Below are 26,608 nucleotides of genomic sequence, written 5' to 3'. Positions count from 1 at the left end.
AATATTTTGGGAGCTTTTATTTATATCTCTTCATATTCTCTTTTTCTATACTTTATAAGAGCTTGACCTATTCCTAAAACTATCCAGAAAAAAGCAATAACTTTAGGTGCTGAGAAAAAATTATCAATAAAATTCATAAATGCAAATGCAGAAAAAGAAACATATGCTCCTTCATAAAATCCACTTATAAAATTATTTTCTTTATAAATTTTTGAAACCTTCTTTGACTTCAATATAGAAGATATTATGATTCCTATAATTGAGACAGATCCTAAAATTCCAAGCTCACATTGAGATTTTAAATATACATTGTGTGGATGAAATTTATCATATGCTCCATATCCCATTTCTGGAACTTTTGCTTGATATGTATCATACATTGCTCTGTAGTTTCCACTTCCTACACCAAGTACAGGCTTATCTTTAATCATAAGAAGTGCAATTTTCCATAATCTTACTCTTGACTCGTTTTGAGATGCATCAAATATCTGCCTTATCCTGTTTCCAACTTGTGGTATAACAAATGCAAGAACGCCTAACACACCAAAAACACTTATAAACTTAATACTATATGATATTGTAAGAATGAAAATTCCAACTATGAGACCTACCCATGCATTTCTTGAACCACTAAAAACTATATTTAAAAAACATATTATAGTTCCAATCAAATATAATAATTTATTAAATTTAATCTTTTCTTTAAATAATAATATAATCATAGGAAATATTGCAAATACAAAAAATGCACCCAGGTTATTAGAATTTTCAAGAGTAGATGCTACTCTCAACTCCGATGTCAGGCCATTTTTTTGAATTGTTCCTATTCCTGAAATAAAATCAAAAATACCTATAATCCCAACTAAAGATGATAATAATAAATAAACTTTGATTAGTTTCTGAAATAATTTTAAATTATTTATTTCATATACAATTATAAAGTAAAGTACAACATAAGATAAAAATCTTACACTCTCCCCTGCTGCCAATCCTTTATCTTTTGCATAGGATATTGAAACAAATAAAATTAATATCCACAATGAGATAAATATATTTAAATAATCTTTAAAAAAATCCCTTATTCCATAAATAAAGTTACTTCTTACATTCTTGTTTATCAATATTGAAATAAGATAAATAACTATTATAATCCCAAGCACAGCATCACCATTAATAGGTATGCCTTTAAATACATATTTACTTTGAAATAGCACAAGTAATAGCATATACATTACTATGAGATAGCAAAATAAACTGTTTCTATTCTTCATAAAATATTCTCCCAATTTTAAATATTTATAAGGATTTACTATTACAAGCAAATCCTCCACAAAAATTAAATTCAAATTTTTATATTACACTAAGCTTTTAGTCTTTAAAAAGCTTAGCCATTCTATCAACTATAGTCGAAATATAAAACTCATTTATAACCATTTTATAACCATTTTCTGCTATTTGTTTTTGCAATTCTTTACTATTAATTAATTTTTCAATGCCTTCCTCTAGTTGTTTAGCATTTTTTTGCTCAATCAGAATACCGCAATTATCCCGAAGAAGCTCATAAATACCACCTGTATTAGTTGATATTACCGGTACTTTTGCGGCCATTGCTTCCATTAATGATACTGGTATTCCCTCTTTTTCTCCGTCTTCTGTAACAATGCTTGGAAGAACAACACAATCTACTTTTCCATCTGTATACTGTTTGATAAGTTTATCATGTGCAATCTTTCCATCAAATGATACCATATCATCTACATTATATTCTTTTGCCTTATTCTTTAGGCTTTCTTCTAATGGTCCATCACCATAAAAATGACAATACACCTTATATCCTTTATCCTTTATATTTATTAACGACTTGAGTAAATATATATGACCTTTTTTATCAATAAAGTTTGCAGCCATAACAATGATAAAATTGTCTCTCTTCTCTCTAAAAAATTCACTGGATGATGACATATTCACACCAACATGGATTTTTGTACACTTATTTTTGTTTTCTTCACCAATAAATCCTATCATTTCGTTATATCCAGGATCATCTATAACACGAATAAATTTTGCAGTTTTTGCTTTTTCTACAAGCATGTTATTTTCTGCAATATCCCATCTATGTGAAGTAAAACTCCAACTTGTATTTGATATGCTAGCTGCTATGTATCCTACAGTTGAAGGTGTAGAAGCCCAGTGACAATGGATGTGATCTATATTTTTCTTTGATATTATAATACCTGTAACTATTCCTTTAGGTAAAACGGCTAAGTTCTTCAACACTTTTTTAAATGTTCCAGAGTATTTAAATATCTTAAAAACAATATTAAATACTTTTGCAGGATGAGATAAAAAATATCCAAGACTTTTTGCAAATACTTTAAAAGCAAACAATGGAATATATATTGTATCTTTTGCTATAGCTTCTGGTTCTTTACCCGCTGCTAATTTTGCTTCTGGTTTTATTGGTATAATAATAACATCATTATTTTTTTCCTTTAATTTGAGCACTTCTGGTAGAATAAATTGTTCTCCGGTTCCATATGGTGTCTGTGATGTTATGTAACATATTCTCATTAATTTTCACCTCAACTCAATTTTACTCTTATCTTATTTAGAATGAAGCTTATCATTTTTTTAATTTCTTTTATATTTAATAAAGCTCCTACAAATATAAATACCAATATAGCACATAATGATATTATACATATTTTTACTAAAATTAGAATTTTCGATACATCGTTAGTCATTATTAATTTATTTAAACCAACTAAAACTAAACTCATTGCACCTGATGCAACTAAAGTTTTTATTCCCGTTTTTAAAATATTTTCAAGCTTCAATTGTCCTAATTTCACTCTAAGACTAATTATAAGTAGAAAACTTGCTATATAAGTTGAAGTGGCATTTGCAAGTCCTAATCCATAAAGTCCAATAAATTTTTGAAATATAAATATAAGTATAATATTAGTAAACATACCAATCGCACTATTTATCATTGGTGTTCTAGTATCCTGCAATGTGTAAAAAGTTTTACATAAAAAATCCCTAAGTCCATAAGCAAGAAGTCCTATAGTATAAAATCCTAATAGTTTCCCAGTTATGAATGTTGAATTTTGTGTAAATGCTCCTCTTTCAAATAAGATACATACAATATTTCTACTTTGCAAGATAACTATAAGTGAAACCGGAATTAAAATTACAATTAAAAAATTCAAGTATTGTTTTAAAGTGCCTCTTATTTCATCAATTTTATTTGAAGCAGCTTGTTTTGCCATCATTGGATATATTACTGTAGAAATTGCTACTACAAACATATCTACAATTAACGTAAATACCCTATAAGCATAGCTCATAGCTGAAAGACTTCCTGATCCAAAATTAGTAGCAAATGCTCTTTCTACAAAACTATTTATCTGTTGTACACCTGTACCTAAGATTACTGGAAGTATCATAATTCCCATTTTTTTAAGATGTTCATCTTTAAAATCCAAAAAAGGTTTATATCTAAATCCTACCTTACGCATATATGGAATTTGCGGAATAATTTGAGCAAAAGTACCTATAAAAGTAACTATAGTAAGACCTAAAATTCCATATTTCCTGCCAAAAATAAATAAGTAGGCAATTATTATAACATTTAATGGCAGAGAATTAAGTGCCGTAACTGAGAATTTACCTTCCGATTGCAAAACCCCATTGAAAATATAAATTATAGCATTAAAAATTAATGTAGGAAGCAGTATTATCGTTAAAATTCGTGTAGTGATTACCTGATTTCCTGTAAACCCTGGATTTAAAATTCCAACAACCTGTTTACTAAATATCATACCAATTATAGCTATAATAAGAGTGATTAAAATAAAAAAGTTTAAAACATTATTTATAAATCTATATGCTTTTTCTCTTCCTTCATTAAGTTTATCATTGTAAAGTGGTATCAATGTAGTAGCTATTGCCGTTCCAATTGTCATAAATAATATCATAGGTAAGTTTGAAGCTGCAAAATATGTATCTAATTTTGAATCAGCTCCAAACTTTGATGCTACTATAACATCTCTTAAAAGCCCTAGAAATCTCGTACAAAGAGTTAAAACAGCAATTATACTTACACTCTTGATAACTTTGCTTACTGAACTGCTCATTTAAGGTTTATCCTTTCAATCTTTATATTCTAATAATGGAGATAAGCTAAGTCCAAATAATATCCAATGAGGCAGAAAATATGTGACAGAACTTGGTGCAAAGCTTCCAAAGAAAAATCCAGCTGTTGCTGTACATAAACCATAGCATATATATTTATTGTTATTACCTAATCTTCCCTTTCGATAGAGTGCTCTTATAAGTGCTAGATAGAATATTACATATAAGATTGTGAAAGGAATACCAAAATCGCCAAAAAGTTCTATGAACCATCCATGAGGATCGTATGTTTTGTGAGTATTACCTTTATATTTAATATATTCAGCGGTATTACCTGCTCCAAATCCAACTATATGTTTATCTGTAGTTACTCCATGTACTACATCATACAATATAGTAAGCCTTACATATATAGATCCATCGTTTCCTACTACATTATCTCCCTTTTCCACCTTTAAATAAGCCTTATTTAAGGCAGACATCTTTGTATTTAAATCAGTATGTCTTGTTAAATATTTTGCATTTTTGTAAATAGCACCAAAACATAATACAAATACAAGTGGATAAATTAAAGCTTTAATACCTTTTTCTTTAAACAAAATGAATGCATATACTAAAAGTATTAATCCCATTGCCGCAAAAGTAGCTCTAGATGTCGTAAGTACTAATACTATAAGACTCAAAATAATTAGTATAAAAGCTAACACTTTTTTTAATTTCTCTTTGCATGTGAATGCATAATAAAGTATAAATGGAATAAATATCGTTATAAAGGTTCCATAGTTATTTGGATTATAAAAGAACGATATTGGTCTATAATGAAGATCTAATAAAGTAATAGCTGAAAGTTTATATTGTGAAAATCTATCATAATAATGTACTACGGGTAATTGTGTACCAAATAATAATTCAACAATTCCAACAACTATTGATACAGTAAACATTACTAATAATATTCTAAATGTAATATTAAAATTCCTTCTACTATCGTTAAAAATAATTATATTTGTTAATAGCAAGAACATCATTGCATAAATAACTATATATTTTATTACTGCTCCCCTGTTAATTGCCCATGCATACGTTGCAATTATATATACAAAAAAGAAGGCATAAAAATATATAAATTTGCTTTTAAATCTTGCTATAATTTGTCTATCCATAGCAACTCTAACTATATTAGCTAAAGTAAAAATTGCTAAGAAAAGATGAAATACATATATTTTTGAACTATGTGGAATAGAATATGTGTATTCAAAAATTGCAGAAACTATTAAAGTACAATATATATATTCATAAAAATTATCACTTTTAGACACCAATAAACTTGCAAAAGTGCAAACTAAAAACAATACACTCATAAAATAATCTTTGTTAAGAAGAGCTATAATCATACAGAATATAAAAATAATACCTGCATAAATAATCTTACTCTTATTTATCCTTTGCATATTAACCTCCAAAATAATTACTGATTTTTTAACAGCTGATCTTCTGGTACTTTTCTAAAATATTTTGCAGGATTTCCTGCTACTATGCTTTCAGCCTTTACATCATCTGTAACAACACTTCCTGCTGCAACAAATCCATCTTCTTCTATATTTTTTCCTGGAAGTATAACTGCACCTGCTCCTATTCTTCCACCTTTTTTAACTGTAACGCCCTTGAATTTTCCAAATCTTTCTTTTGATCTGGCAGCATAATTGTCATTTGATGTTACAACACATGGTGCTATAAATACATAATCAGAAACTTTAGAATAAGCTGTTATATATGCATTAGTTTGTATTTTACAATTGCATCCTATTGTACAATAGTTTTCAATTGTAGCACCTTTACCAATTATAGTTTTTTCACCTACAGTTACATTTTCTCTTACTACAGCCAAATCTGCAATCAGAGTTTTGTCTCCAATGCTGCACCCTGCATATACAATAGAACCTGCTCCTATTAAAGAGCCTTCTCCTATTTTAGCAGGTTCAAGCAACTTTTCATCGCCCTTAAATATGCTATTTGCCGCCCTCATCGGCTGTTTTCCTATAACTGCATTATCATCAATTCTAACATCATTTCCTACTACTGTTCCTTTGTGCACAACTACATTATTAGCAATGCTGCAATTGTCTCCTATAACTGCACCATCCTCTATAACTACGAAGTATCCAAAGCTTACATTTTTACCAATACTTGCTTTTTCAGATATAAAACATCTATCCATAATTTTAACTCCTCTTAACAATACTATTTATGTATTTTATCTACATTTACCATGTCCATGGTAGAAAAATTATCAAATGGAAACTTAACTGGAAGTCCTGTCAATCTTGACTTGTAAGCAGCAAGAATTATAGACATTCCCTTTATTCCCTCTTCTCCAGATACAAGAGGCTGTCTGTTGTTATTTATAGCATCTATCATGTCTTTAAATAATGGAATGTGTCCAAAACCATATACAGTATCAGGATCGCCTTCCTGATCTTTCAATATGTCATCTTCACAATCTTTATTATCTGCAAATCTCCATGTTTCTATTTTATTTACTGCAAGTCCTCCTATAGCTACAGCACCTTTTTCTCCAAATATACTTAAAGTTTCCTCCAAATTCTTAGGATATACACAGGCACTTCCTTCAACTATTCCAATAGCTCCATTCTTAAATCTTATAATTATAGCTCCGAAATCTTCTGCTTCAATATCACGAATAAATGTATCACACTGTGCATATACAGTATCTATTTCCCCTCCAAGCATCCATTGAAGCAAATCTATGTCATGAATACATTGATTCATTAATGTTCCACCATCCAGTTTCCATGTTCCTCTCCATGGAGCCTGCTCATAATAACTCATATTCCTGTTCCACAGTATTCTAGATGTACCATTTATAATTCTGCCAAACCTATTTTCACAAACGGCTTTTCTTAACTTTTGAATTGGTTTGTTGAATCTATTTTGATGACTTATACATAGCTTTACATTATTATCCTTAGAACACTTTATCATATTTTTAGCATCATCTATGGATAATGCCATTGGTTTTTCTACTATTGCATTTTTCTTCTTATTCATGCAATACATCGCAATTTCTGGATGGTAACCACTCTCAGTAGCTACTGTAACTACATCTATATCTTCCTTGTCAAGCATATCCTTGTAATCTGTATATACTTTTACTTCAACATTTTTTCCTATTTTATCTATGTATTCCTGTCTTCTTCCTTCAGCTTTTTCTTTTATTACATCACATGTACATACAAGCTCTGCTTCTTCTTTATTGTTTGCTAAAGCTTCTATATGTTTATATGAAATTCTTCCACATCCAATTATAGCAAATTTTAATTTTTTCATAAAAGCACCCCTATCAATATCCAGATTTAATTTTTCAATAATATAAGCCCTATAAACTAGGACTTATATTATAATATTCACTATTTCTATTATAGTTTATGAATTTTATTTCTATTATTTTTAACATCCTTAGTTGCATTCCTTGTATCATATACAAGTTTTGCCCTTTTAACAATTTCTTCATAGTCATAGCAGCTATGATTTGTAGTTATAATTACGATATCTGAATCATCTATTACTTCTTTCCAATCTACAGTATTATATTCCTTATCTTTATGTTTGAATTTTGGTATAAATGGATCATTTATCATAAGATCAGCACCATTAGCCTCTAAATGCTCTATAACTTTAAGTGCTGGTGACTCTCTCATATCATCTATATCATTTTTATAAGCCACACCTAAAAGAAGTACCTTTGCACCATTCATAGCTTTTTTCTCATATTTATTTAAAAGCTTCATTGCATTATCTACTACAAAAGATGGCATAGAATCATTTATATCACCTGATGCTTCTATAAGTTTAGTATGGAAATCATATTCTTTTGCTTTCCATGAAAGATAGAATGGATCGAGTGGTATACAATGTCCTCCAAGTCCTGGCCCTGGATAAAATGGCATAAAACCGTAAGGCTTGGTTTTAGCAGCTTCTATTACTTCCCATATATCTATATTCATTCTATTACATAAAACTGCCATTTCATTTATAAGTCCTATATTTATATTTCTAAATGTATTCTCAAGTATCTTTTCCATTTCAGCTATGGCTGGAGATGAAACTGGAAATACATCATTTTGAAGTACACTTCTATATAATGTTGCTGCTACCTCTGTACATTCCGGTGTGCATCCTCCTACTACCTTTGGAGTATTCTTAGTTTTATATTTCTTGTTACCTGGATCAACTCTCTCTGGTGAAAATGCCAGGAAAAAGTCCTTTCCACACTTCAGCCCACTCTCTTCAAGTATTGGCTTTAATACTTCTTCTGTTGTTCCAGGATATGTTGTGCTTTCAAGCACTATAAGCATTCCTCTATGAATATATTTTGCCACACTTTTAGTTGAATTAACCACATAAGATAAGTCTGGCTGTTTATACACATCAAGTGGTGTTGGCACTGATATAGATACTGTATCTACATCTTTTACAAAACTAAAATCAGTAGTTGCTTTAAGTTTTCCTTCCTTAACCAATTTAGCAAGATCTGTATCTACAACATCTCCTATATAGTTATGCCCTTCATTTACCATTTTTACCTTTTTATCTTGAACATCAAATCCTATAACATCATATCCTGCTTTTGCTTTTTCTACTGCCAGTGGAAGACCTACATAACCAAGTCCTACAACTCCTAATTTAGCAGTTTTATTATTTAATTTTGAAATCAATTCATCTTTTAATTGTGACATTGTTTTTCCTCCTAGTTTAAAGTACATCTATAATTTTATATAACTTATTATTTCAATAAATTATTTTATGCAGATTCTTTTTCATTTTTCTTTCTAGTATAAGTTGGTACCTTCTGTTCCATAAGCTTGAATATCTGTTCCCTGTCACCGTCATGTGAAACCTTCCTGAATTCATCTATGGAATCTTCAATATACTTGATGTCTATTTTGTTTGGCTTCTCTACAAATATCTTCTTGTGTTCTGTAGATGTAAGCGCTATTTCATCCATCAGAAGTTCCTCATACAGTTTTTCACCCGGTCTAAGCCCTGTATACTCTATTTTTATCTCCTCATCTGGTTTATATCCAGAAAGTGTTATCAAATCTCTCGCAAGGTCAGCTATTTTTACAGGCTTACCCATGTCAAGCACAAAGATTTCCCCTCCGTTTGCTATGGCTCCTGCCTGTATTACCAGCTGCGCTGCCTCCGGTATCGTCATAAAAAACCTGTTTATTTCAGGGTGTGTTACCGTCACAGGTCCGCCGTGGGCTATCTGTTTCTTGAAAAGCGGTATTACAGAACCGTTGCTTCCAAGCACATTTCCAAACCTTACTGCCACGTACTCCGTACTGCTCACTTCGTCAAAGGCTTGAACCATCATCTCACAGAACCTCTTTGTCGCACCCATTATATTCGTTGGGTTTACTGCCTTGTCCGTGCTTATCTGCACAAACTTCTTAACGCTGAATTCACTGCAGCACTTAAGCACATTGTACGTTCCTATTATATTGTTCTTTACTGCCTCTCCAGGGTTCATCTCCATAAGCGGAACGTGTTTGTGTGCCGCCGCATGGAACACAACATCCGGCCTGAAGTCCCTGAATACCTCCCTCATTTTGTCAATGTCCCTTATTGATGCTATTATTACCTTCTTGTTGAGTTCGGGGTGGTTATAGTTTAGCTCCATCTGAACATCATACACGTTATTTTCATATATATCCAGTATCAGAAGCTCACGTGGCTTGAACTTTGCTATCTGCCTGCACAGCTCAGAACCTATAGACCCGCCTCCGCCAGTTACCAGTATAACTTTATCTTTTATGTACCTGTTTATATTATCGCTGTTTAGTTTTACCTCTTCCCTGCCAAGCAGGTCCTCTATATTTACATCCCTGAGTTTGCTTATATTTACCCTTCCGTCTACTATCTCGTATATACCGGGTAAAATCTTCAATTTACATTCTGTCTCCTTGCAGATATTTATTATTTTCTTCTTCCTCTGCATATCAACCGAAGGTATCGCTATTATTATCTCCTCTATACCTTTTTCACTGCATACTCTTATTATATCGTCCCTTCCGCCAAGGACCTCTATACCGCTTATCAATTTTCCCTTCTTTGAGAGGTCATCATCTATAAGCCCTTTTATATCATAGTTTAAATTGCTGTGCCTCTTTATCTCCTTCACCAGCATTGCTGCCGCATCTCCTGCACCTATTATAAGCAGTTTCTTACTCTTCCTGCAAATTTTCTTTCCAGCTGCCGGCTGTTCTCTGCTGCCCTGCTCGAACATCCTCAGTAAAAATCTGGTGCCTCCAAGTATAACTACAGACAGTATCCAGAATATTATATGCACTGAAAAAGGAAACCTGTAATACCTGTTCTCCAAAAACTTAAAACTTATGATATAGCTGTAGAGTACAAATATAATGTTTGATAGTGAAACAGAATATATAACAGATACCAGCTCCTCCACGGAGGCATATTTCCATATGCTGCTATATAACTTAAAAAACTTGTTAAATACAAGCGTTATTACTATTACCGGAACTATGGACAATTTTAAAAATCCCATGTATTCAGCCGGCATACTAAAATTAAACCTAAGCAGTATGGCCAGATACAGTGAAACTGCGAGCAATACCGCATCGTATATAATAAGCTTCCTGTCTTCCTGCATTTAAACACTTCCTACTGTTATTTTTCTATTTTCTTTCATTAATCTCCCTTTTTCTATTTTACATCATAAACAAAATTATTCAATATATTTTTATTCATCAATTTGTAAACTTATTTTTACCAGTTCCATCTATTACTTCTTTGTTTACTTTTTTGAATAAATCCGTATCCTTTAAATTCATAAGATATTTCATAAAAGGTTTTTTCAATTCGTCTCTCTTGAGGGCGTATTCTACAGTGGCCTGAAGGAATCCCAATTTATCACCAACATCATATCTTCTTCCTTTAAAATTATAAGCATACATGGCCTCTGTTTTTACAAGAGTTCTAAGTGCATCCGTAAGTTGAATTTCTCCTCCCTTTCCAGGAATGGTGTTCTTAAGTATTTTAAATATAGATGGAGTTATTATATATCTGCCAAGTATTGCTATATTTGAAGGTGATTCTTCTACCTTTGGTTTTTCAACCAACCCCTTGACCTTGTATACCCTGTCTTCTATATACATACCTCTAACTATACCATATTTATATACATCTTCTTTAGGTACTTCCTGCACCCCTATAATAGAGGTTTTATATTCATCATAACAATCTATAAGCTGCTTTAAACAAGGAATACTGCTGTCAACTACATCATCGCCAAGCATTACAGCAAATGGTTCATTTCCAACAAAAGTTTCAGCACAACTTATAGCATGACCAAGTCCCTTCGGTTCCTTCTGTCTTATATAATAGATGTCGACCATATTTGATATTTTTTGAACTAAATTCAACAGTTCAGTTTTTCCATGAAGCTCCAGCTCTTTTTCAAGTTCTACAGATTTATCAAAATGATCCTCTATAGCTCTCTTGTTTCTGCCTGTAATTATAAGAATTTCCTCAATTCCAGACGCTACAGCTTCCTCTATAATATATTGTATTGTAGGTTTATCAACTATTGGCAGCATTTCCTTAGGTTGAGCTTTAGTTGCTGGAAGGAATCTGGTTCCAAGTCCTGCTGCCGGTATTATTGCCTTTTTTACCTTCAAAATAAAATCTCCCTTCATCAATCATCATTTAATGATAATAACTATATTTAATGCTTTAACTTTTTTAATGTATCTTCAAGTTCTTTAACTATTTCATCATCAGGATCAAGTTTTTTTGCCAATTCAAAATGAGTCCTTGCGTTATCTAAATCACCAGAATTTAAATAGCACATCACTAAATTAGTACATATCTCAACAGATTTAGTCGCTTCAAAAGCTTTTCTAAGATAGGCAATAGCTGTTTTATAGTCTCCTATAGATGCATAATTTATTCCCATTTCATTTATGACTTCCACCATACTGCTATCTATAGAAAGTGCTTCATTTAAGTAATATATGGCTTTTTCATAATTTGCGAGCATTCTGTAGCCTACCGCTATATAATAATAAAGCGAAGGATGATCACCAAAAATATCTATTAGAGGTATGAGAATTTTAAGTGCCTTTTCAGGATTTTCATTTAAGATTTCTTTGCCATTATCAAAATCTACTACTGATTTAACAGATTCTTTAAAATCTGAAACCTCTAAAGTTTCTTCCCCTCCCTTTGATATATAACTGTTTATATAAAAAAGTGCTTTCTCACAATCCCCTGTCTCTTTTTCAATTATAGCATGATAAAAATATGGGAGAGCATAATTTTCTATGCTCTCAGCTTTTTCAAGTATCCCCAGCTCTTCATCCTTATAGCTGCTATCACTTCTTCTCATATAATCAACTATTAATATTATTTTATCATATGTTTCTTTAGTATTTTCAATATTAAGTAATCCCTTAAGAAGCAGATAGGAATCTTCATATTCTTTATTTTTTACTTTGTCTGCTATTACGCCTTTAATAAATTCCGTACTATTAGATCTATTTTTTAGTATATTTTCATAATAATGATTATATTTAAAATCTTTATCTGCTCCCATTACATAAAACATACCTTCTATAAAAAATCCTACAGGAATTTTATCCATATTGTTTTTAGTTCTAACACTATCAATTACTTTTTTAGAATTCACCGGTACATATATATCTTCTTCAAATTGTACATTAAAAATTTTATTTAAATTCTTAGTATCTATTTCGAGAAATAACATATTTGATAATTTATTTTTAAATTGTGTTATTATATTCATAAACTTCACCTGTATTTTTTAATATTTATTATTAGCCATTATATGCTTCATGAAATATTTCTTCAATCTTACTTTTGAAAATTTCCATTTTATTATCAGCATCATCCATGCTGCTGCCTATTACAGAAAGATACAACTTTATTTTAGGCTCTGTTCCTGAAGGTCTCACTACAAACCATGATTTATCCTCTAAAATAAATTTAAGCACATTTGATTTAGGAAGGCTTATAGGTCTTTCAGTTATATTTATCAGATTTTTTTCTAAACTCAATTTGTAATCCAATTTCTTGACTATCTTAATGTTATCCAGCTTATTCTTCATAGAATGTCTTAAATACTGCATTACATTTTCAATTTTTTCATGTCCTTCTTTTCCTTTAAGTTCTACGGATATAAGCTTTTCTTTATAAAATCCATATTTTTTGTAAAGATTCATAAGTGCCTCATAAAGATTTATTCCTTTAGTTTTATAATAAAGTGCCATTTCACATATAAGTGTAGATGCTATTACTGCATCCTTATCCCTTACAAAATCACCTGCTAAATATCCATAACTTTCTTCAAATCCAAATAAAAATTTATGTTCTCCATTTTTATTAAACTCTTTTACTTTTTCTCCTATATATTTAAATCCTGTGAGTACATCAATTATTTTAACTCCATAGTCTTCTGCTATCTTAGCTGCTGCTTCAGTTGTAACTATTGTCTTTATTATGGCTCCATTTTTAGGGATTGCATTCAATTCCTTTAATGATGAAAGAATATAATGTGTTAAAAGGATACCTGTCTGGTTTCCTGTAAGTGTTTTATACTCTCCATTTTCGTTTTTAACTACAACTCCAATTCTATCACAATCAGGATCAGTTCCAAATATTATATCCGGCTTTATTTCTTTAGCCATATCAAGAGCTATATTAAATACTTTAGGATCCTCAGGATTTGGATATTGTGCCGTTGGAAAATTTCCATCCGGTTTTTCTTGTTCTTTTACTACATAAATATTTTTATAACCAAGCTCTCCTAAAGTTCTTCTAACAGGTATATTGCCGCTTCCATGAATTGGAGTATATATTATTTTTAGATCATCTGCCCTTGACTTTATAAGTTCCTTCCTTATTCCAAGACTTTTTACTTTTTCTATATAAGATTTATCGATTTCCTCTCCAATTATATTTAATAGCTTTTCTTCTCTTGCATTATCAAAACTCATAGTTTTAACACTGAAAATATCATCAATTTTTTCTATATAAGAGAGTATCTCCTTTGCTGCAGCATCTGTAACCTGTCCTCCATCTTCTCCATAGACCTTATAACCATTATATTGTTTAGGGTTGTGAGATGCTGTTATAACTATGCCTGCTTTGCTCTTAAGCTCTCTAACTGCATACGAAAGCATTGGAGTAGGTCTTAAAGAATCAAATAAATTTACCTTTATACCATTAGCACATAAATTAAGTGCAGCTGCTTGTGCAAATTCTCTGGAATTTAATCTGGAATCATAACCAATACTAACTGATATGTTTTCTCCCCCTGCATATCTGTTTAGTAAATAATCAGACAGACCCTGTGTTGCTTTTCTTACGGTATAAATATTAATTCTATTAGTTCCCATTGCCATTATACCTCTAAGGCCACCTGTTCCAAATTCCAAATCTTTGTAAAATCTGTCCTCTATTTCTTTCTCATCTTTAATATTTTTTAGTTCTTCTTTTTCCATTTCACTAATAAATGAAGAGTTAATCCAGTTTTCATATTTTTCCCTATACATATTTTTACCCCCTAAAGTTAATTATAAATCTATATAATATATTTAAGTTTAAACACACAATGTAATATTTAACATTTACAATTATACTATAAATATGCTTTAAAATCACTCATATATATCTTTGTTAACACTAACATTAAAATTAATTCATATTTTATCAAACAAAATTTAATCATATTATTGAATTTATAAATCAATTAACATATAATAGTATTAGTTTTTTATAACTGTAAAAAGCCCTTTAATTTCAACAGTTAAAGGGCTTTTTATGAAGGAAGGTGTATTATCAAGGTGTATAGATTAGATCAAAATGAAACTCCTTTATTTGATGCATTAATGGAATATGTAAATAGAAATACTATACCATTTCACGTTCCCGGCCATAAAAAAGGTGTAGGTGCAGATACAGAATTTAAAAACTTTATGGGAGAAAATCCATTTAAAATAGATGTTACAGTCTTTAAATTAGTTGACAGCCTCCATCATCCTACAGGTCCAATAAAAAAAGCACAAGAGCTGGCTGCAGATGCTTATGGATCAGATGCCGCTTTCTTTTCAATTCATGGAACTTCTGGAGCAATTCAGGCAATGATTATGTCTGTAGTAACTTCTGGAGATAAGATTATTATACCAAGAAATGTGCATAAATCTATAACTGCAGGAATTATATTAAGTGGAGCTGTACCTGTTTATATGCAGCCTGAACTTGATAAAAGAGTAGGTATTGCTCATGGAGTTACTCCTGAAACAGTTTCTAAAACTTTAGAAGAAAACAAAGATGCTAAAGCCGTTTTGATTATAAACCCAACCTATTATGGTGTAGCTACTGATATTAAAAAAATAGCAGATATAGTGCACAGTTATGATATTCCTCTTATAGTAGATGAAGCTCACGGTCCTCACCTTGGATTCAATGAAAAGCTCCCAATGTCTTCTATGGAAGCCGGAAGTGATATGTGCTGTCAAAGTACTCATAAAATAATAGGTGCTCTAACACAGGCTTCACTTTTGCATGTTAATTCAAATCGTATAGATGTTCGTAGGGTTCAACAGGTTTTATCACTGCTTCAAACTACATCACCTTCTTATATATTAATGGCATCACTTGACTGTGCAAGAAGACAAATAGCTATTCACGGCGAAGATTTACTCAACAAAGCTATAAGTCTGTCAAACTATGCCAGATCAGAGATAAATAAAATTCCTGGTCTGTATTGCTTTGGAGAGGAAATATTAGGAAACAAGGGTGTATATTCTCTTGATCCAACAAAAATGACTATAACTTGCAGAGATTTAGGCATAACAGGTTATGATCTGGACATGATTTTATCTAATAAATATCACATTCAGATGGAACTTTCAGATATATATAACGTCCTGGCTGTAGGTTCTTTTGGAGATACAAAAGAAAATATAGATGCTCTGCTATCGGCTCTTAAAGAGGTAAGCAGCGAATACTTTGGAAATACATCTAAAAAGTCTGATTTTTTGGATGTACCTGATATTCCAAAACAAGTCGAAATTCCACGAGATGCTTTTAATTCTCAAAAGAAAAGTGTATTTTTAAAAGATAGTGTCGGAATGATAAGCGGTGAATTTTTAATGGCTTACCCTCCCGGAATTCCAATTTTGTGTCCTGGAGAAGAAATAACTCAGGAAATAGTTGACTACGTAAGGCAGCTTAAAGATATAGGTCTTTATGTTCAAGGAACAGAAGATCCTGAAGTAGAATATATTAAAGTGGTTGAGAATAGTTAAGAGTTAATGTAGAATAACGAATTATTCATAAATGAATGATTCGTTATTTTTATTTTAATAAGTAATATTATCTATTTCTTCTTTTTCTGTATAAACTTTAATCCCATTTCTAATAAACAATTCTGCTGTAATTCCGTTTCCTGATATCTTATTTCCTGTAAAGCTGCCATCATAAATTTTTCCACATCCACAGGAAGGACTGTTGGATTTTAATATAGCTGTATTTGCCTCGCATATTTTTGAAATTTTTAAAGCTTCATAAGCCCCTTTCAAAAACTCTCTAGTCAAATTTTCGTTGTCCTTACTTATTACCGCTGCAGTTCCTTCTATAACGTCTTTTCCTGAACCAACTGATATTTCACAGGCACATCTTGGAGTTTTAAGTCCCCCAAGCTGTTCCGGACATATTGGTATAGCTTTTCCTTCTTTTAATAGTTTCAGTACTTTCTCATTTGAACTACTTCCACCATCATATCTTGTATTTATTCCACAAAGACATGCACTTACTATAATCATATTTTCCTCCTATTTAAGTTCAGCTACTGTAACACCGGTTCCACCTTCACCATATTCTCCTAGTCTATAGTTTTTAACATGAGAGTGATGTTTCAACATATCATTTATAGAATTTCTAAGTACACCAGTTCCTTTTCCATGTATTATAGTAACTTCGCTAAGTCCTGCCATATATGCATCATCAAGGTATTTGTCAGTAACATAAGTTGCTTCAAGTGAATCCATTCCCCTTAAGTCCACCGAACTTGGTATAGATCTCAAATTCAATTTTGATTCCCTTTTTTTATTTTTTCTTTCTTTTTTCTGTGTACCCTTTGCCCTCCTCAAATCCTTTAATTTTACATTTATCTTCATTATACCTGCTTGAACCTGAACTTCTCCCTTATTATCCGGCTCAGTCAAAACTATTACATTTTGGTTCAAAGATGGAAGCAGTACTTCTTCTCCCTCTTTTACAACTTCAAGTTCTTCTCCAACATATTCCCTGCGAACATACGATTTACTTTCAGCATCATCAAGCTTTTCTCCAAGCTTCCTTCTCTTCTCTTCAAGTTTTTTTCTTGCATCGGAAGTATAACCGAGTTTTTCCAATTCGCGCATTTCCCTCATAATATTATCTGCTTCTTCTTTTGCTTCCTTTAGTATATTTTTTGCCTCTCTATTGGCCTCTGTAACAGTTTTGTCTCTTACATTTTGAAGCTTCAACAGCTTATCATCATACTTTTCTTTAATCTTTAAAGCTTCAGCTTTTAAATCTTCTGATTCCCTTCTGTACCTTTCAGCTTTTAGGTTTTTATCCTGTAAACTTTGAATTAAATCCTCAAACTTTAAAGTTTCATTTTCTATACTTTCTTTTGCATCATCTATTATAAAATCAGGGAGTCCAAGTCTTTTTGATATTTCAAAAGCATTTGATTTTCCTGGTATTCCTATTATAAGTCTATATGTAGGCCTCAGTGTTTCCACATCAAATTCTACAGAAGCATTCTCTACATCTTTCGTTTTAAGTGCATATACTTTTAATTCACTATAATGGGTAGTAGCAACTACAGTCGATCCTCTCTTTTTTAAATTTTCAAGTATGGCTACTGCAAGTGCTGCACCTTCCGTAGGATCTGTACCTGCTCCAAGTTCATCAAATAATGCAAGTGATTCATTATCTGCTTTGTCTATTATATTTACTATATTGGTCATATGAGATGAGAATGTTGATAAATTTTGTTCTATGCTCTGTTCATCTCCAATATCGGCAAAAACTTCCTTAAAAAATCCAACCGTAGAATTTTCTCTGGCAGGTATCATAAGTCCGCTAAGTGCCATAATATGAAGCAATCCTATAGTTTTTAACGTTACTGTTTTTCCTCCAGTATTAGGTCCTGTTATAACTAAAGATTTAAAATTCTTTCCTATATATATATCCATAGGCACAACAACTTTTCTATCTATAAGTGGGTGTTTAGCTTGTATTATATCAACAAAACCATCTTCACTTACAGAAGGTATAGTACAATTTAAATCACTTGCAAATTTAGCTTTGGCAAATATAAAGTCAAGCTCCCATATTATATCCGCATCCGTTTCTACCACAGTTATGTTGTCATATATCTCTCCTGAAAGCTCCTGCAATATTCTGTCTATCTCAGCTTTCTCCTTTAGTTTAAGTTCCTTGATTTCATTATTTAAATTTACAAGTCCCATAGGTTCTATATATAAAGTAGCGCCGCTTGAGCTCTGGTCGTGTACAAGGCCTGGCACCATTGCTTTATATTCTGACCTTACTGGAAGTACATATCTGTCTCCCCTCATAGTATACAAACTATCTTGAAGGTATTCAGAATAATTTCTCATAAGAGAATTTACTTTATCCCTAACAGAAGCATTTTTATCTCTAAGGTTCTTCCTAACATTATATAATGTAGAACTTGCCCTATCAGATATCTGTTCCTCACTTTCTATGGATAAAAATATTTTATCCTCAAGTTGTTTTAATGCTGTAATTCCCATGCAAATATCTTCTATTATTCTAAAAGACTCCTCATCTTCTCTGTGACTTACATATTTTTGAAATCTTCTTCCTGCCCTTAAAATTGCTGCTATTCTCAAAATTTGTACTGGCATGAGGACTGAACCTTTCTTAGCCTGCATTATACCGGATCTTACATCATAGATTCCTTCAAAAGGTGGAGTTCCCTTTGTAATAAGAAGTCTAACTGCCTCCCTGGTTTCCTCCAAATGCTCTCTAACTTCATATATATTATCATAAGGTACTAATTTATCTGTTATTTCCTTAGCTGCCCCGGTATTCGTATATTTTTTTAATCTTTCCTTTATCTTGTCAAACTCTAATACTCTTAAAGATTTTTCATTCATAAAAACACTCCTTTGTTCACAACACTTGATTTATTCTATTTCATTTTTGTAGTGTCCCCTTGTATATTTGGAAAAGTCACATTTCCACTCTTCTTTAGAAAACTTATCCAGTATTTCTTTTGCCTGTTCATAATTTTCATCCAAAAAATCTATTCTAAAACTTTTAATTCCCATATTCCTAAGTTCAGGAATATTTGGTATTAAATTTAGTGGAACACTATTATATATATAACTTCTGCAAAATTTATCAGTTTTTAAAACGAATTCTTTATTTTTTCTATCTACGAGATAATATTTTTCATTATCACAGGCACCACTGCATTTTTTTGATTCAGTTTTGCCTCCAAAGGTACTTCCTATAGCGCAATATTCACTCACCATAAGTTCAACCTTGCCATATACCAGAATTTCAGCCGACTTCCTGCTTTCATTCAATAAATGCTTAATCTCATTTTTACTTAACTCCGTGCTTATACAATTTCCATCTGTTATTTCATTATAAAAGTCAAGAGAATGGCTATTATATATATTAAGTTTATAATCTCCTATTATGTTTAATTTATTTTTAAATTTATTTATTATTCCCAAATTACAAGTAATTAAGCCCTGTATTATTTCAGAATTCTTTTCTATAAAATCACATACATAATTGAATTCCTGTTTTACTATACCAGGAACTTTAATATATACTTTTTTGTCTTTTATATTTTCTAAGCTAATTAAGTTTTCACGTTGAAATGGATTTATACACAAATATTCGAAATTTGATTCTAAAGCTGCCTTAAGCTGTTCTAAATTTGTTATACACACTATTTTTTCCGGCAAATCATTATCATTTCCACAAAATATTTTTTCATTAAATTTAAAATTGCCTGATTTATTTCTATTTGAATTTTTATATAAAATATACTTTTCAACCTCATTTATAATTTGTCTTCTTATACAATTCAAAGAAGCCATAGGTAAAAACCCTTCCTCATAATTTAAAAATTCTATATTATAAAATTTAAAAATCGTATCTCCTGTTTTTAATAAGTTTTCACATATTCTTTCTTTAGTAACAGGTCTCTTTATTGCCTTCTGTACGATATCTCCAGTTACTTCAAAAGTTTTTTCATGATAATAGACCTTAAGCTTAATTGGTTTATTTACTTTAAAGTCAACCTCCAAATTTAAATTTATTTTTTTATTATAAGGATTTTCATAAATTTTTTTCAGTTTTTTATCCTGTTCTAAATCTAAAGTCTTATAAATTTTATTTCCAGTCTTATACTTTTCAGGTAAAATTTTTACCGTATATCCTCTAAAAGCTCTCTCTATTTCTCTTCCATCTTCAATTATTTTAGAAATAATAAAGCCATCTTTATTGTTTCTAACTCCATCTCCTTTTGATATATCTTCTCTTAGTAAAATCTTCATATCATAATTTATTTTTCCTATTTCTATTCCTGTATTTTTAGGAAATGAATACGCCATCATAGTTTTCCCTGTGTTTTTAAAAAGATATGCTTTGGAGAAACCTTCTCTATTGAACAACTGAAGCAGCCTTCTTTTTCTTTCTTCTATATCCTTTTCAGATTTCTTTGAATTCAGTAAATTATCTATTACTTCCCTGTATTCACTTACAACTCCAGCCACATATTCAGGTTTTTTCATTCTGCCCTCAATTTTCAAAGATGTTACGCCGGTTTTTATTATTTCATTTATATTTTCAATAGTGCATATATCTTTAGTACTTAAAATATATCCTTTTTTTTGCACTTTATTTTTTGAACCTACTATATTATAAGGTAATCGGCACGGCTGGGCACATCTTCCCCTGTTTCCACTTCTTCCACCTAGCATACTGCTCATAAGACATTGCCCTGAATAGCACACGCATAAAGCCCCATGTATAAACATTTCTGTTTCTAATCCAATATTTTTAGATATATATTTTATTTCTTTAATTGAAAGCTCCCTTGAAAGTACTATTCTCTTAAAACCTAATTGTTTTAAAAACAAAGCACCTTCCAAATTATGTACTGTCATCTGAGTTGATGCATGAAGTTCAAAATCAGGTAATGCTTTCTTTATAATGACTGCTAACCCTATATCCTGTACAAGTAAGGCATCCACTCCTATATTATAAAGAAATCTAGCATACTTTATAGCTTCTTTAAATTCAGTTTCTTTAATAATAATATTTATAGTAACATATATTTTAACACTATATAGATGGCAGTATTTAACCACCTTTTCCATTGATTCATTATCAAAATTATCAGCATAAGCCCTGGCTGAAAATTTGCTTCCTCCCAAATAAATTGCATCCGCGCCAGATTGCACAGCTGCATATACACTCTCCATATTCCCTGCCGGAGCCAATAACTCTACTCTTTTCATCAGTTCATCTCCTAATTATACTGATACTCAATTTATATATTAATTTTATTAAAATAAAAATTCTTATTTATATTATCATAAACTCTCCTGATTACACAATAATAAAAATCCAAACTAACAATTTATATTAGTTTGGATTCACTTTGATTTATTCTTTAAAAGTGGATTTTTTCTTTTCTTTTCTTTGGCCAGATTTATCTCATTTTCTACAAGTTTATTTTGAAAATATATTACTTTGTATTTTAAAGATTGGATTTGAAATTTATAGTTTTTATTTTCATTCAAACGGTCTTCAGCTAATTTTTTAATATCATCTACTTTTTCTTTTAATTCTTCGATTTCATCATCTTTTTCCTTAGAATATTTGTTTTTATCAAATTCCTTTAATTCTTCCTGCAATTTTTGATTGTAATTTTCCATATGCTCTATCTGTTTTTTTAAAGAATTTATCTGATCGTTATAAACTTTTTCACTTTTTTTAAATTGCCCGGCTTCCTTTAACAATTTATCATTAGACTCTTTTATCTTAAACATTTCATCTGCTACATTAACAGCTGATAATATAGCCGCTGAGGAAGTGCTTAATTTATTGTTATTTTCCAGTATACTTTTTACCTTCTTGTCCACATAGCTGGAAAGCTTATGCAAATATTCTTCTTGTTCTTCACCCTTTAAATTATAGTCCATTCCATTTATTGTAACTGTTACCACATTCATTCGAACACCCTCTCAGATATTACTATTTATCAGTATTTTATAAAACCATTTTATCACAAATTGCTTTTATATGAAACTATTATTTAGCTATAATTTACAAAAATATGTAATTTGAGTAAAATAATTCTTAAGTGCTATTTGTTATATATTTTTATAATAACAGTATAATAACAAATAGCACCTAAATTTTTATCTAAGTTTTGCTCCGAGATTGTTTTCTAATGATTTTAATATTTTTTCATGTACCTTATTTACTTCCTTATCAGTTAATGTTCTATTTTCAAGCCTATATGATATAGAATATGCTATGGATTTCTTGCCGCTTTCTATTTGTTTTCCTGTATAAACATCAAATAGCTGTGCTTTTTCCAGCATATTGCCACCCTGCTTTTTTATGATACTCTCTACATCCTGTACAGGTACATCATTATCTACAAGAATTGCAATATCTCTAGATACTGCAGGGAATTTTGGAAGTGGCCTATATTTAACTTCTGAATTGCTGTTTTTATAAAGTAGATCTAAATTAAGTTCTGCAATATAGCATCTCTCTCCAATTCCATAATTATCAGTTACATTTGGATTGATCTCGCCAATTATTCCTATCAAATCTTTCTTTATATAAAGTTCTGCTGTCTTTCCTGGATGATAACTTGGATTTTCGCTCTGTCTTTTAAATGATACTTTTTCTATTTTAAGAGCTTCTAATAAATTTTCTACTACTCCCTTTAAATCAAAATAATCAGCTTTTCCATACATACCTATAGTTACTATATTTTTTTCATCAGGTAATTTATCAGTATGATCATTAGGAACATATATTCTTCCTATTTCAAATAATCTTACGAATTCGTTATTTCTTGAATAATTTCTACTAAGTGCTTCCATCATGGAAGGTATAGTTGTGGTTCTCATTATACTATAATCCTCACCAAGTGGATTCCTTATGACAACTGCCTTCCTCAAATTGCTATCTTCCGGTGCACAAATTTTATCAAATACCTTCCTGCTGAAAAAAGAATAACTTATAGATTGATTTAATCCACTAGCAATCAATGTATCTACAATTTTGTCATCCAGCTTTTGCTTTGGATTCTTTCCTCCTTTTGTACTTACACTCTCTATTATAGTAGTTGGAATTTTATCATATCCATATATTCTAGCTACTTCTTCCGCTACATCTTCTCTTATGTTTATGTCACTTCTGAAGGTAGGAACATTTATCTTTAATGTATCTCCATTTATCTCTGTTTTTAACTCAAGTCTATCCAGATACTTTGCCATATCTTCTTTTCTAATATCTGTTCCTAAAAATTTGTTAATCCAGTTAGAATCAACTTCTACACTGTGTTCTTCACGCTTTTTATTATAAATATCTATGTTACCTTTAACAATTTCACCTGCACACAGTTCTTCTACCAAATGACAGGCTCTGTTCATAGCAGTTTCAGCCAAATTAGGGTCCAGGTCTTTTTCAAATCTTGAAGATGCTTCTGTTCTAAGAGCTAATTTTTGAGTGGATACCCTTATATTTGTTCCATCAAAATTTGCACATTCAAATAATATATCCTTTGTATCATTTTTTATTTCAGAATTAAGTCCACCCATTATTCCTGCAAGACCAATAGCTCTATCTCCGTCTCTTATAGTCAACATATCATTATTAAGTTTTCTTTCCTCGCCATCAAGTGTAGTAAACTTTTCTCCATCTGCTGCTCTGTTTACAACTATGGTATTTGATTTTATTTCTCTTACATCATATGCATGCATTGGCTGACCAATCTCAAGCATTACAAAATTAGTTATATCAACTATATTGTTTATAGGTCTTACACCAGCTTCTAGAAGTCTTTCCTGCATCCATCCAGGGGATTCCTGTATCTTTACATTTTTTATTTCCTTTGCTATGTATCTTTTGCAAAGATCATCTTTTATTTCAACCTTAAATTTATCTTTAATATCCTCATTAGCTGAATCAGTATATTTAAAGTCTGGCATTCTATATTTTTCATTTAAAGTTGCAGCAGTTTCTCTTGCTATTCCAATAACACTCAAACAGTCAGGTCTATTTGAAGTTATTTCAAAGTCTATTACGCTGCTTGTCATATCTAAAGCTTCTTTTATGTCCTTACCAATTTGAGTATCTTCTGGAAGTATCATAAGACCATATACAGGTTTATCTCCTGCTATTCCAAGCTCCTGCTCCGAACAGAACATGCCATTTGACATAAGTCCTCTTAATTTTCCTTTTTTTATTTTAACTCCACCATGTAATGTAGAACCGTGAAGAGCCACAGGAACTATATCCTGCTCTTTCATATTTTTTGCAGCAGTTATTATTTGAATTGGTTCTTCTTTACCTATATCTACCTGACATACTACAAGTTTATCTGCTTCCGGGTGTTTATCTATCTTTAAAATTTTACCTGTAACTACATTCTGTATTTCATCTCCTGTAGTTATAACCTCCTCAACTTTTGATCCGCTTAAAGTTAATTTATCTCCTAATTCTTTAGCTGGAATATCTACATCTACATAATCTTTTAACCATCTAACTGGAACTTTCATAAATAATTTCCTCCTCAATTTTCTATATATACTATAATTTTTAGAATTGTCTTAAGAATCTCATATCACTTTCATACATATTTCTTATATCATCTATGCCATATTTCATCATAACCATTCTGTCTACACCCATTCCAAATGCAAATCCGCTGTATACATCAGGATCGATGCCACAATTTCTAAGCACCTGAGGATGAACCATACCACAGCCAAGAAGCTCTATCCATCCTTCACCTTTGCATACATGACAGCCCTTGCCGTGACATACAAAACAAGTAGCATCCATTTCTGCCGAAGGTTCAGTGAATGGAAAATGATGTGGTCTGAATTTTGTTTTAACTTCGTCTCCAAAAAGCTTTTTTGCATATAATTCAAGGGTTCCCTTTAAATTTGCAAAAGTTATCCCCTTATCAACAACAAGCCCTTCCATCTGATAAAATATAGGTGAATGTGTTGCATCTGCTGCATCTGAACGGTAAACTTTACCTGGCGATATCATTTTTATTGGAGGTTTTTGTTTTTTCATAGTTCTTATCTGTATTGGAGATGTCTGAGTTCTCAAAACTACATTGTCATTTATATAGAATGTATCCTGCTCTCCCCTTGCTGGATGATTTTTAGGAATATTAAGAGCTTCAAAGTTATAATAATCTAGTTCTACCTCAGGACCTTCCTCTATAGTAAATCCCATTGAAATAAATATCTGTTTCATTTCCTCCAAAGTCTGTTCAAGTGGATGTCTTCTTCCTACAATCTGCTTTTTTCCAGGCATTGTTATATCAATTGTCTCACTTTTAAGCCTATTTTTTATTTCATTATTCTTTAACTTACTTGAAGTTTCCTCTATGGCACTTTCAAGACTTGCCCTAATCTCATTTGCAAGTTTTCCAACTACAGGTCTTTCCTCCTTGGAAAGTTCTTTCATACCTCTAAGTATCTTGGTGAGTTCTCCCTTTTTACCCAAATACTTAACCCTCAAGCTTTCTATATCTATATCCTTGCTTTTTAATTCTTTAATGGCATTTTCTTTTATCTCCATTAATTTTTCTTTTATCATAGTTTTTCCCCTTTCATATTAGATGCTTATGTAAAATATTCCAAAATAAAAAAAAGAGCACATCCCACATAAGGGACGAACTCTGTATCCGCGTTACCACCCAAATTGATATTATAAAATATCCTCTTGTAAATTTAACGATTTTATCCGCTAATTGCTAAATTATTTCACAATTAGAACTCCAGAGTGAACTTCAAAATACAATAAAACTTTAAGAAAGCTCTCAACCTTGACTTTCTATCTCTGTAAAAAATTATACTTCTACTCTCTCTATCAAAGTAAAATATGTAATTATAATATTATTTAGTGTTAATATTACAATTATCCAATTACATTGTCAATATAAAATTTTTATTGACCTCTTTATTAATCTTAGCTACAAGCCTCGGGTCTTTGACAGTTGTATAAATAAATTTTCCTTGAAAACCTTGATATAGGCTTATTTTTTTGTCAATTTTCTCATTTTAATATATCGCACTTT

18 protein-coding genes and 1 other annotated feature are annotated in these 26,608 nt (G+C 31.0%); of the genes, 1 reads left to right on the top strand and 17 read right to left on the bottom strand.

What is annotated here, in order from left to right; genetic code table 11:
* Positions 1-20: 20 nt before the first annotated feature.
* The 11 genes from J2Z42_RS05535 to J2Z42_RS05485 form a co-directional block, all read right to left on the bottom strand.
* A complete protein-coding gene (locus J2Z42_RS05535) occupies positions 21-1,271 on the bottom strand; it encodes an O-antigen ligase family protein (protein ID WP_209701655.1) in 1,251 nt (416 codons plus the stop codon).
* A 97-nt stretch (positions 1,272-1,368) separates the two neighbouring features.
* The gene (locus J2Z42_RS05530) at positions 1,369-2,571 is read right to left on the bottom strand and encodes a glycosyltransferase family 4 protein (RefSeq protein WP_209701654.1); all 1,203 of its coding nucleotides are present in this window, start codon (positions 2,569-2,571) and stop codon (positions 1,369-1,371) included.
* Between the two features lie 11 nt (positions 2,572-2,582).
* Complete coding sequence (murJ, locus tag J2Z42_RS05525) at positions 2,583-4,139, bottom strand: murein biosynthesis integral membrane protein MurJ (RefSeq protein ID WP_209701653.1); 1,557 nt, start codon at positions 4,137-4,139, stop codon at positions 2,583-2,585.
* Positions 4,140-4,154: 15 nt separating this feature from the next.
* On the bottom strand, positions 4,155-5,588 hold the full coding sequence (locus J2Z42_RS05520; protein WP_209701652.1) for an O-antigen ligase family protein: 1,434 nt from the start codon (positions 5,586-5,588) through the stop codon (positions 4,155-4,157).
* Positions 5,589-5,605: 17 nt separating this feature from the next.
* On the bottom strand, positions 5,606-6,355 hold the full coding sequence (locus J2Z42_RS05515) for an N-acetyltransferase (RefSeq protein WP_209701651.1): 750 nt from the start codon (positions 6,353-6,355) through the stop codon (positions 5,606-5,608).
* Positions 6,356-6,378: 23 nt separating this feature from the next.
* Positions 6,379-7,485: a Gfo/Idh/MocA family protein gene (locus tag J2Z42_RS05510; protein ID WP_209701650.1), complete on the bottom strand. Its 1,107-nt coding sequence runs from the start codon at positions 7,483-7,485 to the stop codon at positions 6,379-6,381.
* A gap of 89 nt (positions 7,486-7,574) precedes the next feature.
* On the bottom strand, positions 7,575-8,894 hold the full coding sequence (locus J2Z42_RS05505; RefSeq protein ID WP_209701649.1) for a nucleotide sugar dehydrogenase: 1,320 nt from the start codon (positions 8,892-8,894) through the stop codon (positions 7,575-7,577).
* Positions 8,895-8,959: 65 nt separating this feature from the next.
* Entirely contained in the window at positions 8,960-10,834 is a 1,875-nt protein-coding gene (locus J2Z42_RS05500; RefSeq protein WP_209701648.1) for a polysaccharide biosynthesis protein, read from the bottom strand.
* 97 nt (positions 10,835-10,931) lie between these two features.
* Positions 10,932-11,861, bottom strand: coding sequence for a UTP--glucose-1-phosphate uridylyltransferase GalU (galU, locus tag J2Z42_RS05495; RefSeq protein ID WP_209701647.1), 930 nt, complete (start codon positions 11,859-11,861; stop codon positions 10,932-10,934).
* A gap of 47 nt (positions 11,862-11,908) precedes the next feature.
* The gene (locus J2Z42_RS05490) at positions 11,909-12,988 is read right to left on the bottom strand and encodes a tetratricopeptide repeat protein (protein WP_209701646.1); all 1,080 of its coding nucleotides are present in this window, start codon (positions 12,986-12,988) and stop codon (positions 11,909-11,911) included.
* A gap of 31 nt (positions 12,989-13,019) precedes the next feature.
* Positions 13,020-14,756 (bottom strand): phospho-sugar mutase, encoded by a 1,737-nt coding sequence (locus J2Z42_RS05485; protein ID WP_209701645.1) that lies wholly within the window; start codon positions 14,754-14,756, stop codon positions 13,020-13,022.
* Between the two features lie 291 nt (positions 14,757-15,047).
* On the opposite strand from J2Z42_RS05485, the gene J2Z42_RS05480 reads away from it, so the two are divergent.
* The gene (locus tag J2Z42_RS05480; RefSeq protein ID WP_209701644.1) at positions 15,048-16,514 is read left to right on the top strand and encodes an aminotransferase class I/II-fold pyridoxal phosphate-dependent enzyme; all 1,467 of its coding nucleotides are present in this window, start codon (positions 15,048-15,050) and stop codon (positions 16,512-16,514) included.
* A gap of 54 nt (positions 16,515-16,568) precedes the next feature.
* Here the strand turns inward: J2Z42_RS05480 and J2Z42_RS05475 are convergent, their stop codons facing one another.
* The 6 genes from J2Z42_RS05475 to pheS form a co-directional block, all read right to left on the bottom strand.
* Positions 16,569-17,030 carry a 2-thiouracil desulfurase family protein gene (locus J2Z42_RS05475; RefSeq protein WP_209701643.1) on the bottom strand — a complete coding sequence of 154 codons (462 nt, stop codon included), beginning with the start codon at positions 17,028-17,030 and terminating at the stop codon, positions 16,569-16,571.
* A 9-nt stretch (positions 17,031-17,039) separates the two neighbouring features.
* Positions 17,040-19,400, bottom strand: a complete 2,361-nt coding sequence (locus tag J2Z42_RS05470; protein WP_209701642.1) for an endonuclease MutS2 — start codon at positions 19,398-19,400, stop codon at positions 17,040-17,042.
* A 30-nt stretch (positions 19,401-19,430) separates the two neighbouring features.
* Positions 19,431-21,785 carry a U32 family peptidase gene (locus J2Z42_RS05465; RefSeq protein WP_209701641.1) on the bottom strand — a complete coding sequence of 785 codons (2,355 nt, stop codon included), beginning with the start codon at positions 21,783-21,785 and terminating at the stop codon, positions 19,431-19,433.
* A gap of 138 nt (positions 21,786-21,923) precedes the next feature.
* The gene (locus tag J2Z42_RS05460; protein ID WP_209701640.1) at positions 21,924-22,502 is read right to left on the bottom strand and encodes a cell division protein ZapA; all 579 of its coding nucleotides are present in this window, start codon (positions 22,500-22,502) and stop codon (positions 21,924-21,926) included.
* Between the two features lie 189 nt (positions 22,503-22,691).
* On the bottom strand, positions 22,692-25,070 hold the full coding sequence (gene pheT, locus J2Z42_RS05455; protein ID WP_209701639.1) for a phenylalanine--tRNA ligase subunit beta: 2,379 nt from the start codon (positions 25,068-25,070) through the stop codon (positions 22,692-22,694).
* A 40-nt stretch (positions 25,071-25,110) separates the two neighbouring features.
* Positions 25,111-26,127 carry a phenylalanine--tRNA ligase subunit alpha gene (gene pheS, locus J2Z42_RS05450; RefSeq protein WP_245331500.1) on the bottom strand — a complete coding sequence of 339 codons (1,017 nt, stop codon included), beginning with the start codon at positions 26,125-26,127 and terminating at the stop codon, positions 25,111-25,113.
* Positions 26,128-26,195: 68 nt separating this feature from the next.
* Positions 26,196-26,413: a binding site (T-box leader), on the bottom strand.
* Positions 26,414-26,608: the final 195 nt, after the last annotated feature.

This window comes from Clostridium algifaecis (genome assembly GCF_017874415.1).
Lineage (GTDB): Bacteria > Bacillota > Clostridia > Clostridiales > Clostridiaceae > Clostridium_B > Clostridium_B algifaecis.
This window is presented reverse-complemented; position numbering and strand designations above follow the sequence as displayed.

Coding starts and splice junctions, on each gene's coding strand:
- J2Z42_RS05515 (WP_209701651.1), bottom strand. CDS start 6,355: ATGGATAGATGTTTTATATCTGAAAAAGCAAGTATTGGTAAAAATGTA.
- J2Z42_RS05460 (WP_209701640.1), bottom strand. CDS start 22,502: ATGAATGTGGTAACAGTTACAATAAATGGAATGGACTATAATTTAAAG.
- J2Z42_RS05485 (WP_209701645.1), bottom strand. CDS start 14,756: ATGTATAGGGAAAAATATGAAAACTGGATTAACTCTTCATTTATTAGT.
- J2Z42_RS05500 (WP_209701648.1), bottom strand. CDS start 10,834: ATGCAGGAAGACAGGAAGCTTATTATATACGATGCGGTATTGCTCGCA.
- pheT (WP_209701639.1), bottom strand. CDS start 25,070: ATGAAAGTTCCAGTTAGATGGTTAAAAGATTATGTAGATGTAGATATT.
- J2Z42_RS05490 (WP_209701646.1), bottom strand. CDS start 12,988: ATGAATATAATAACACAATTTAAAAATAAATTATCAAATATGTTATTT.
- murJ (WP_209701653.1), bottom strand. CDS start 4,139: ATGAGCAGTTCAGTAAGCAAAGTTATCAAGAGTGTAAGTATAATTGCT.
- J2Z42_RS05475 (WP_209701643.1), bottom strand. CDS start 17,030: ATGATTATAGTAAGTGCATGTCTTTGTGGAATAAATACAAGATATGAT.
- J2Z42_RS05520 (WP_209701652.1), bottom strand. CDS start 5,588: ATGCAAAGGATAAATAAGAGTAAGATTATTTATGCAGGTATTATTTTT.
- J2Z42_RS05505 (WP_209701649.1), bottom strand. CDS start 8,894: ATGTCACAATTAAAAGATGAATTGATTTCAAAATTAAATAATAAAACT.
- J2Z42_RS05510 (WP_209701650.1), bottom strand. CDS start 7,485: ATGAAAAAATTAAAATTTGCTATAATTGGATGTGGAAGAATTTCATAT.
- J2Z42_RS05530 (WP_209701654.1), bottom strand. CDS start 2,571: ATGAGAATATGTTACATAACATCACAGACACCATATGGAACCGGAGAA.
- J2Z42_RS05470 (WP_209701642.1), bottom strand. CDS start 19,400: ATGAATGAAAAATCTTTAAGAGTATTAGAGTTTGACAAGATAAAGGAA.
- J2Z42_RS05535 (WP_209701655.1), bottom strand. CDS start 1,271: ATGAAGAATAGAAACAGTTTATTTTGCTATCTCATAGTAATGTATATG.
- J2Z42_RS05465 (WP_209701641.1), bottom strand. CDS start 21,785: ATGAAAAGAGTAGAGTTATTGGCTCCGGCAGGGAATATGGAGAGTGTA.
- pheS (WP_245331500.1), bottom strand. CDS start 26,127: ATGATAAAAGAAAAATTAATGGAGATAAAAGAAAATGCCATTAAAGAA.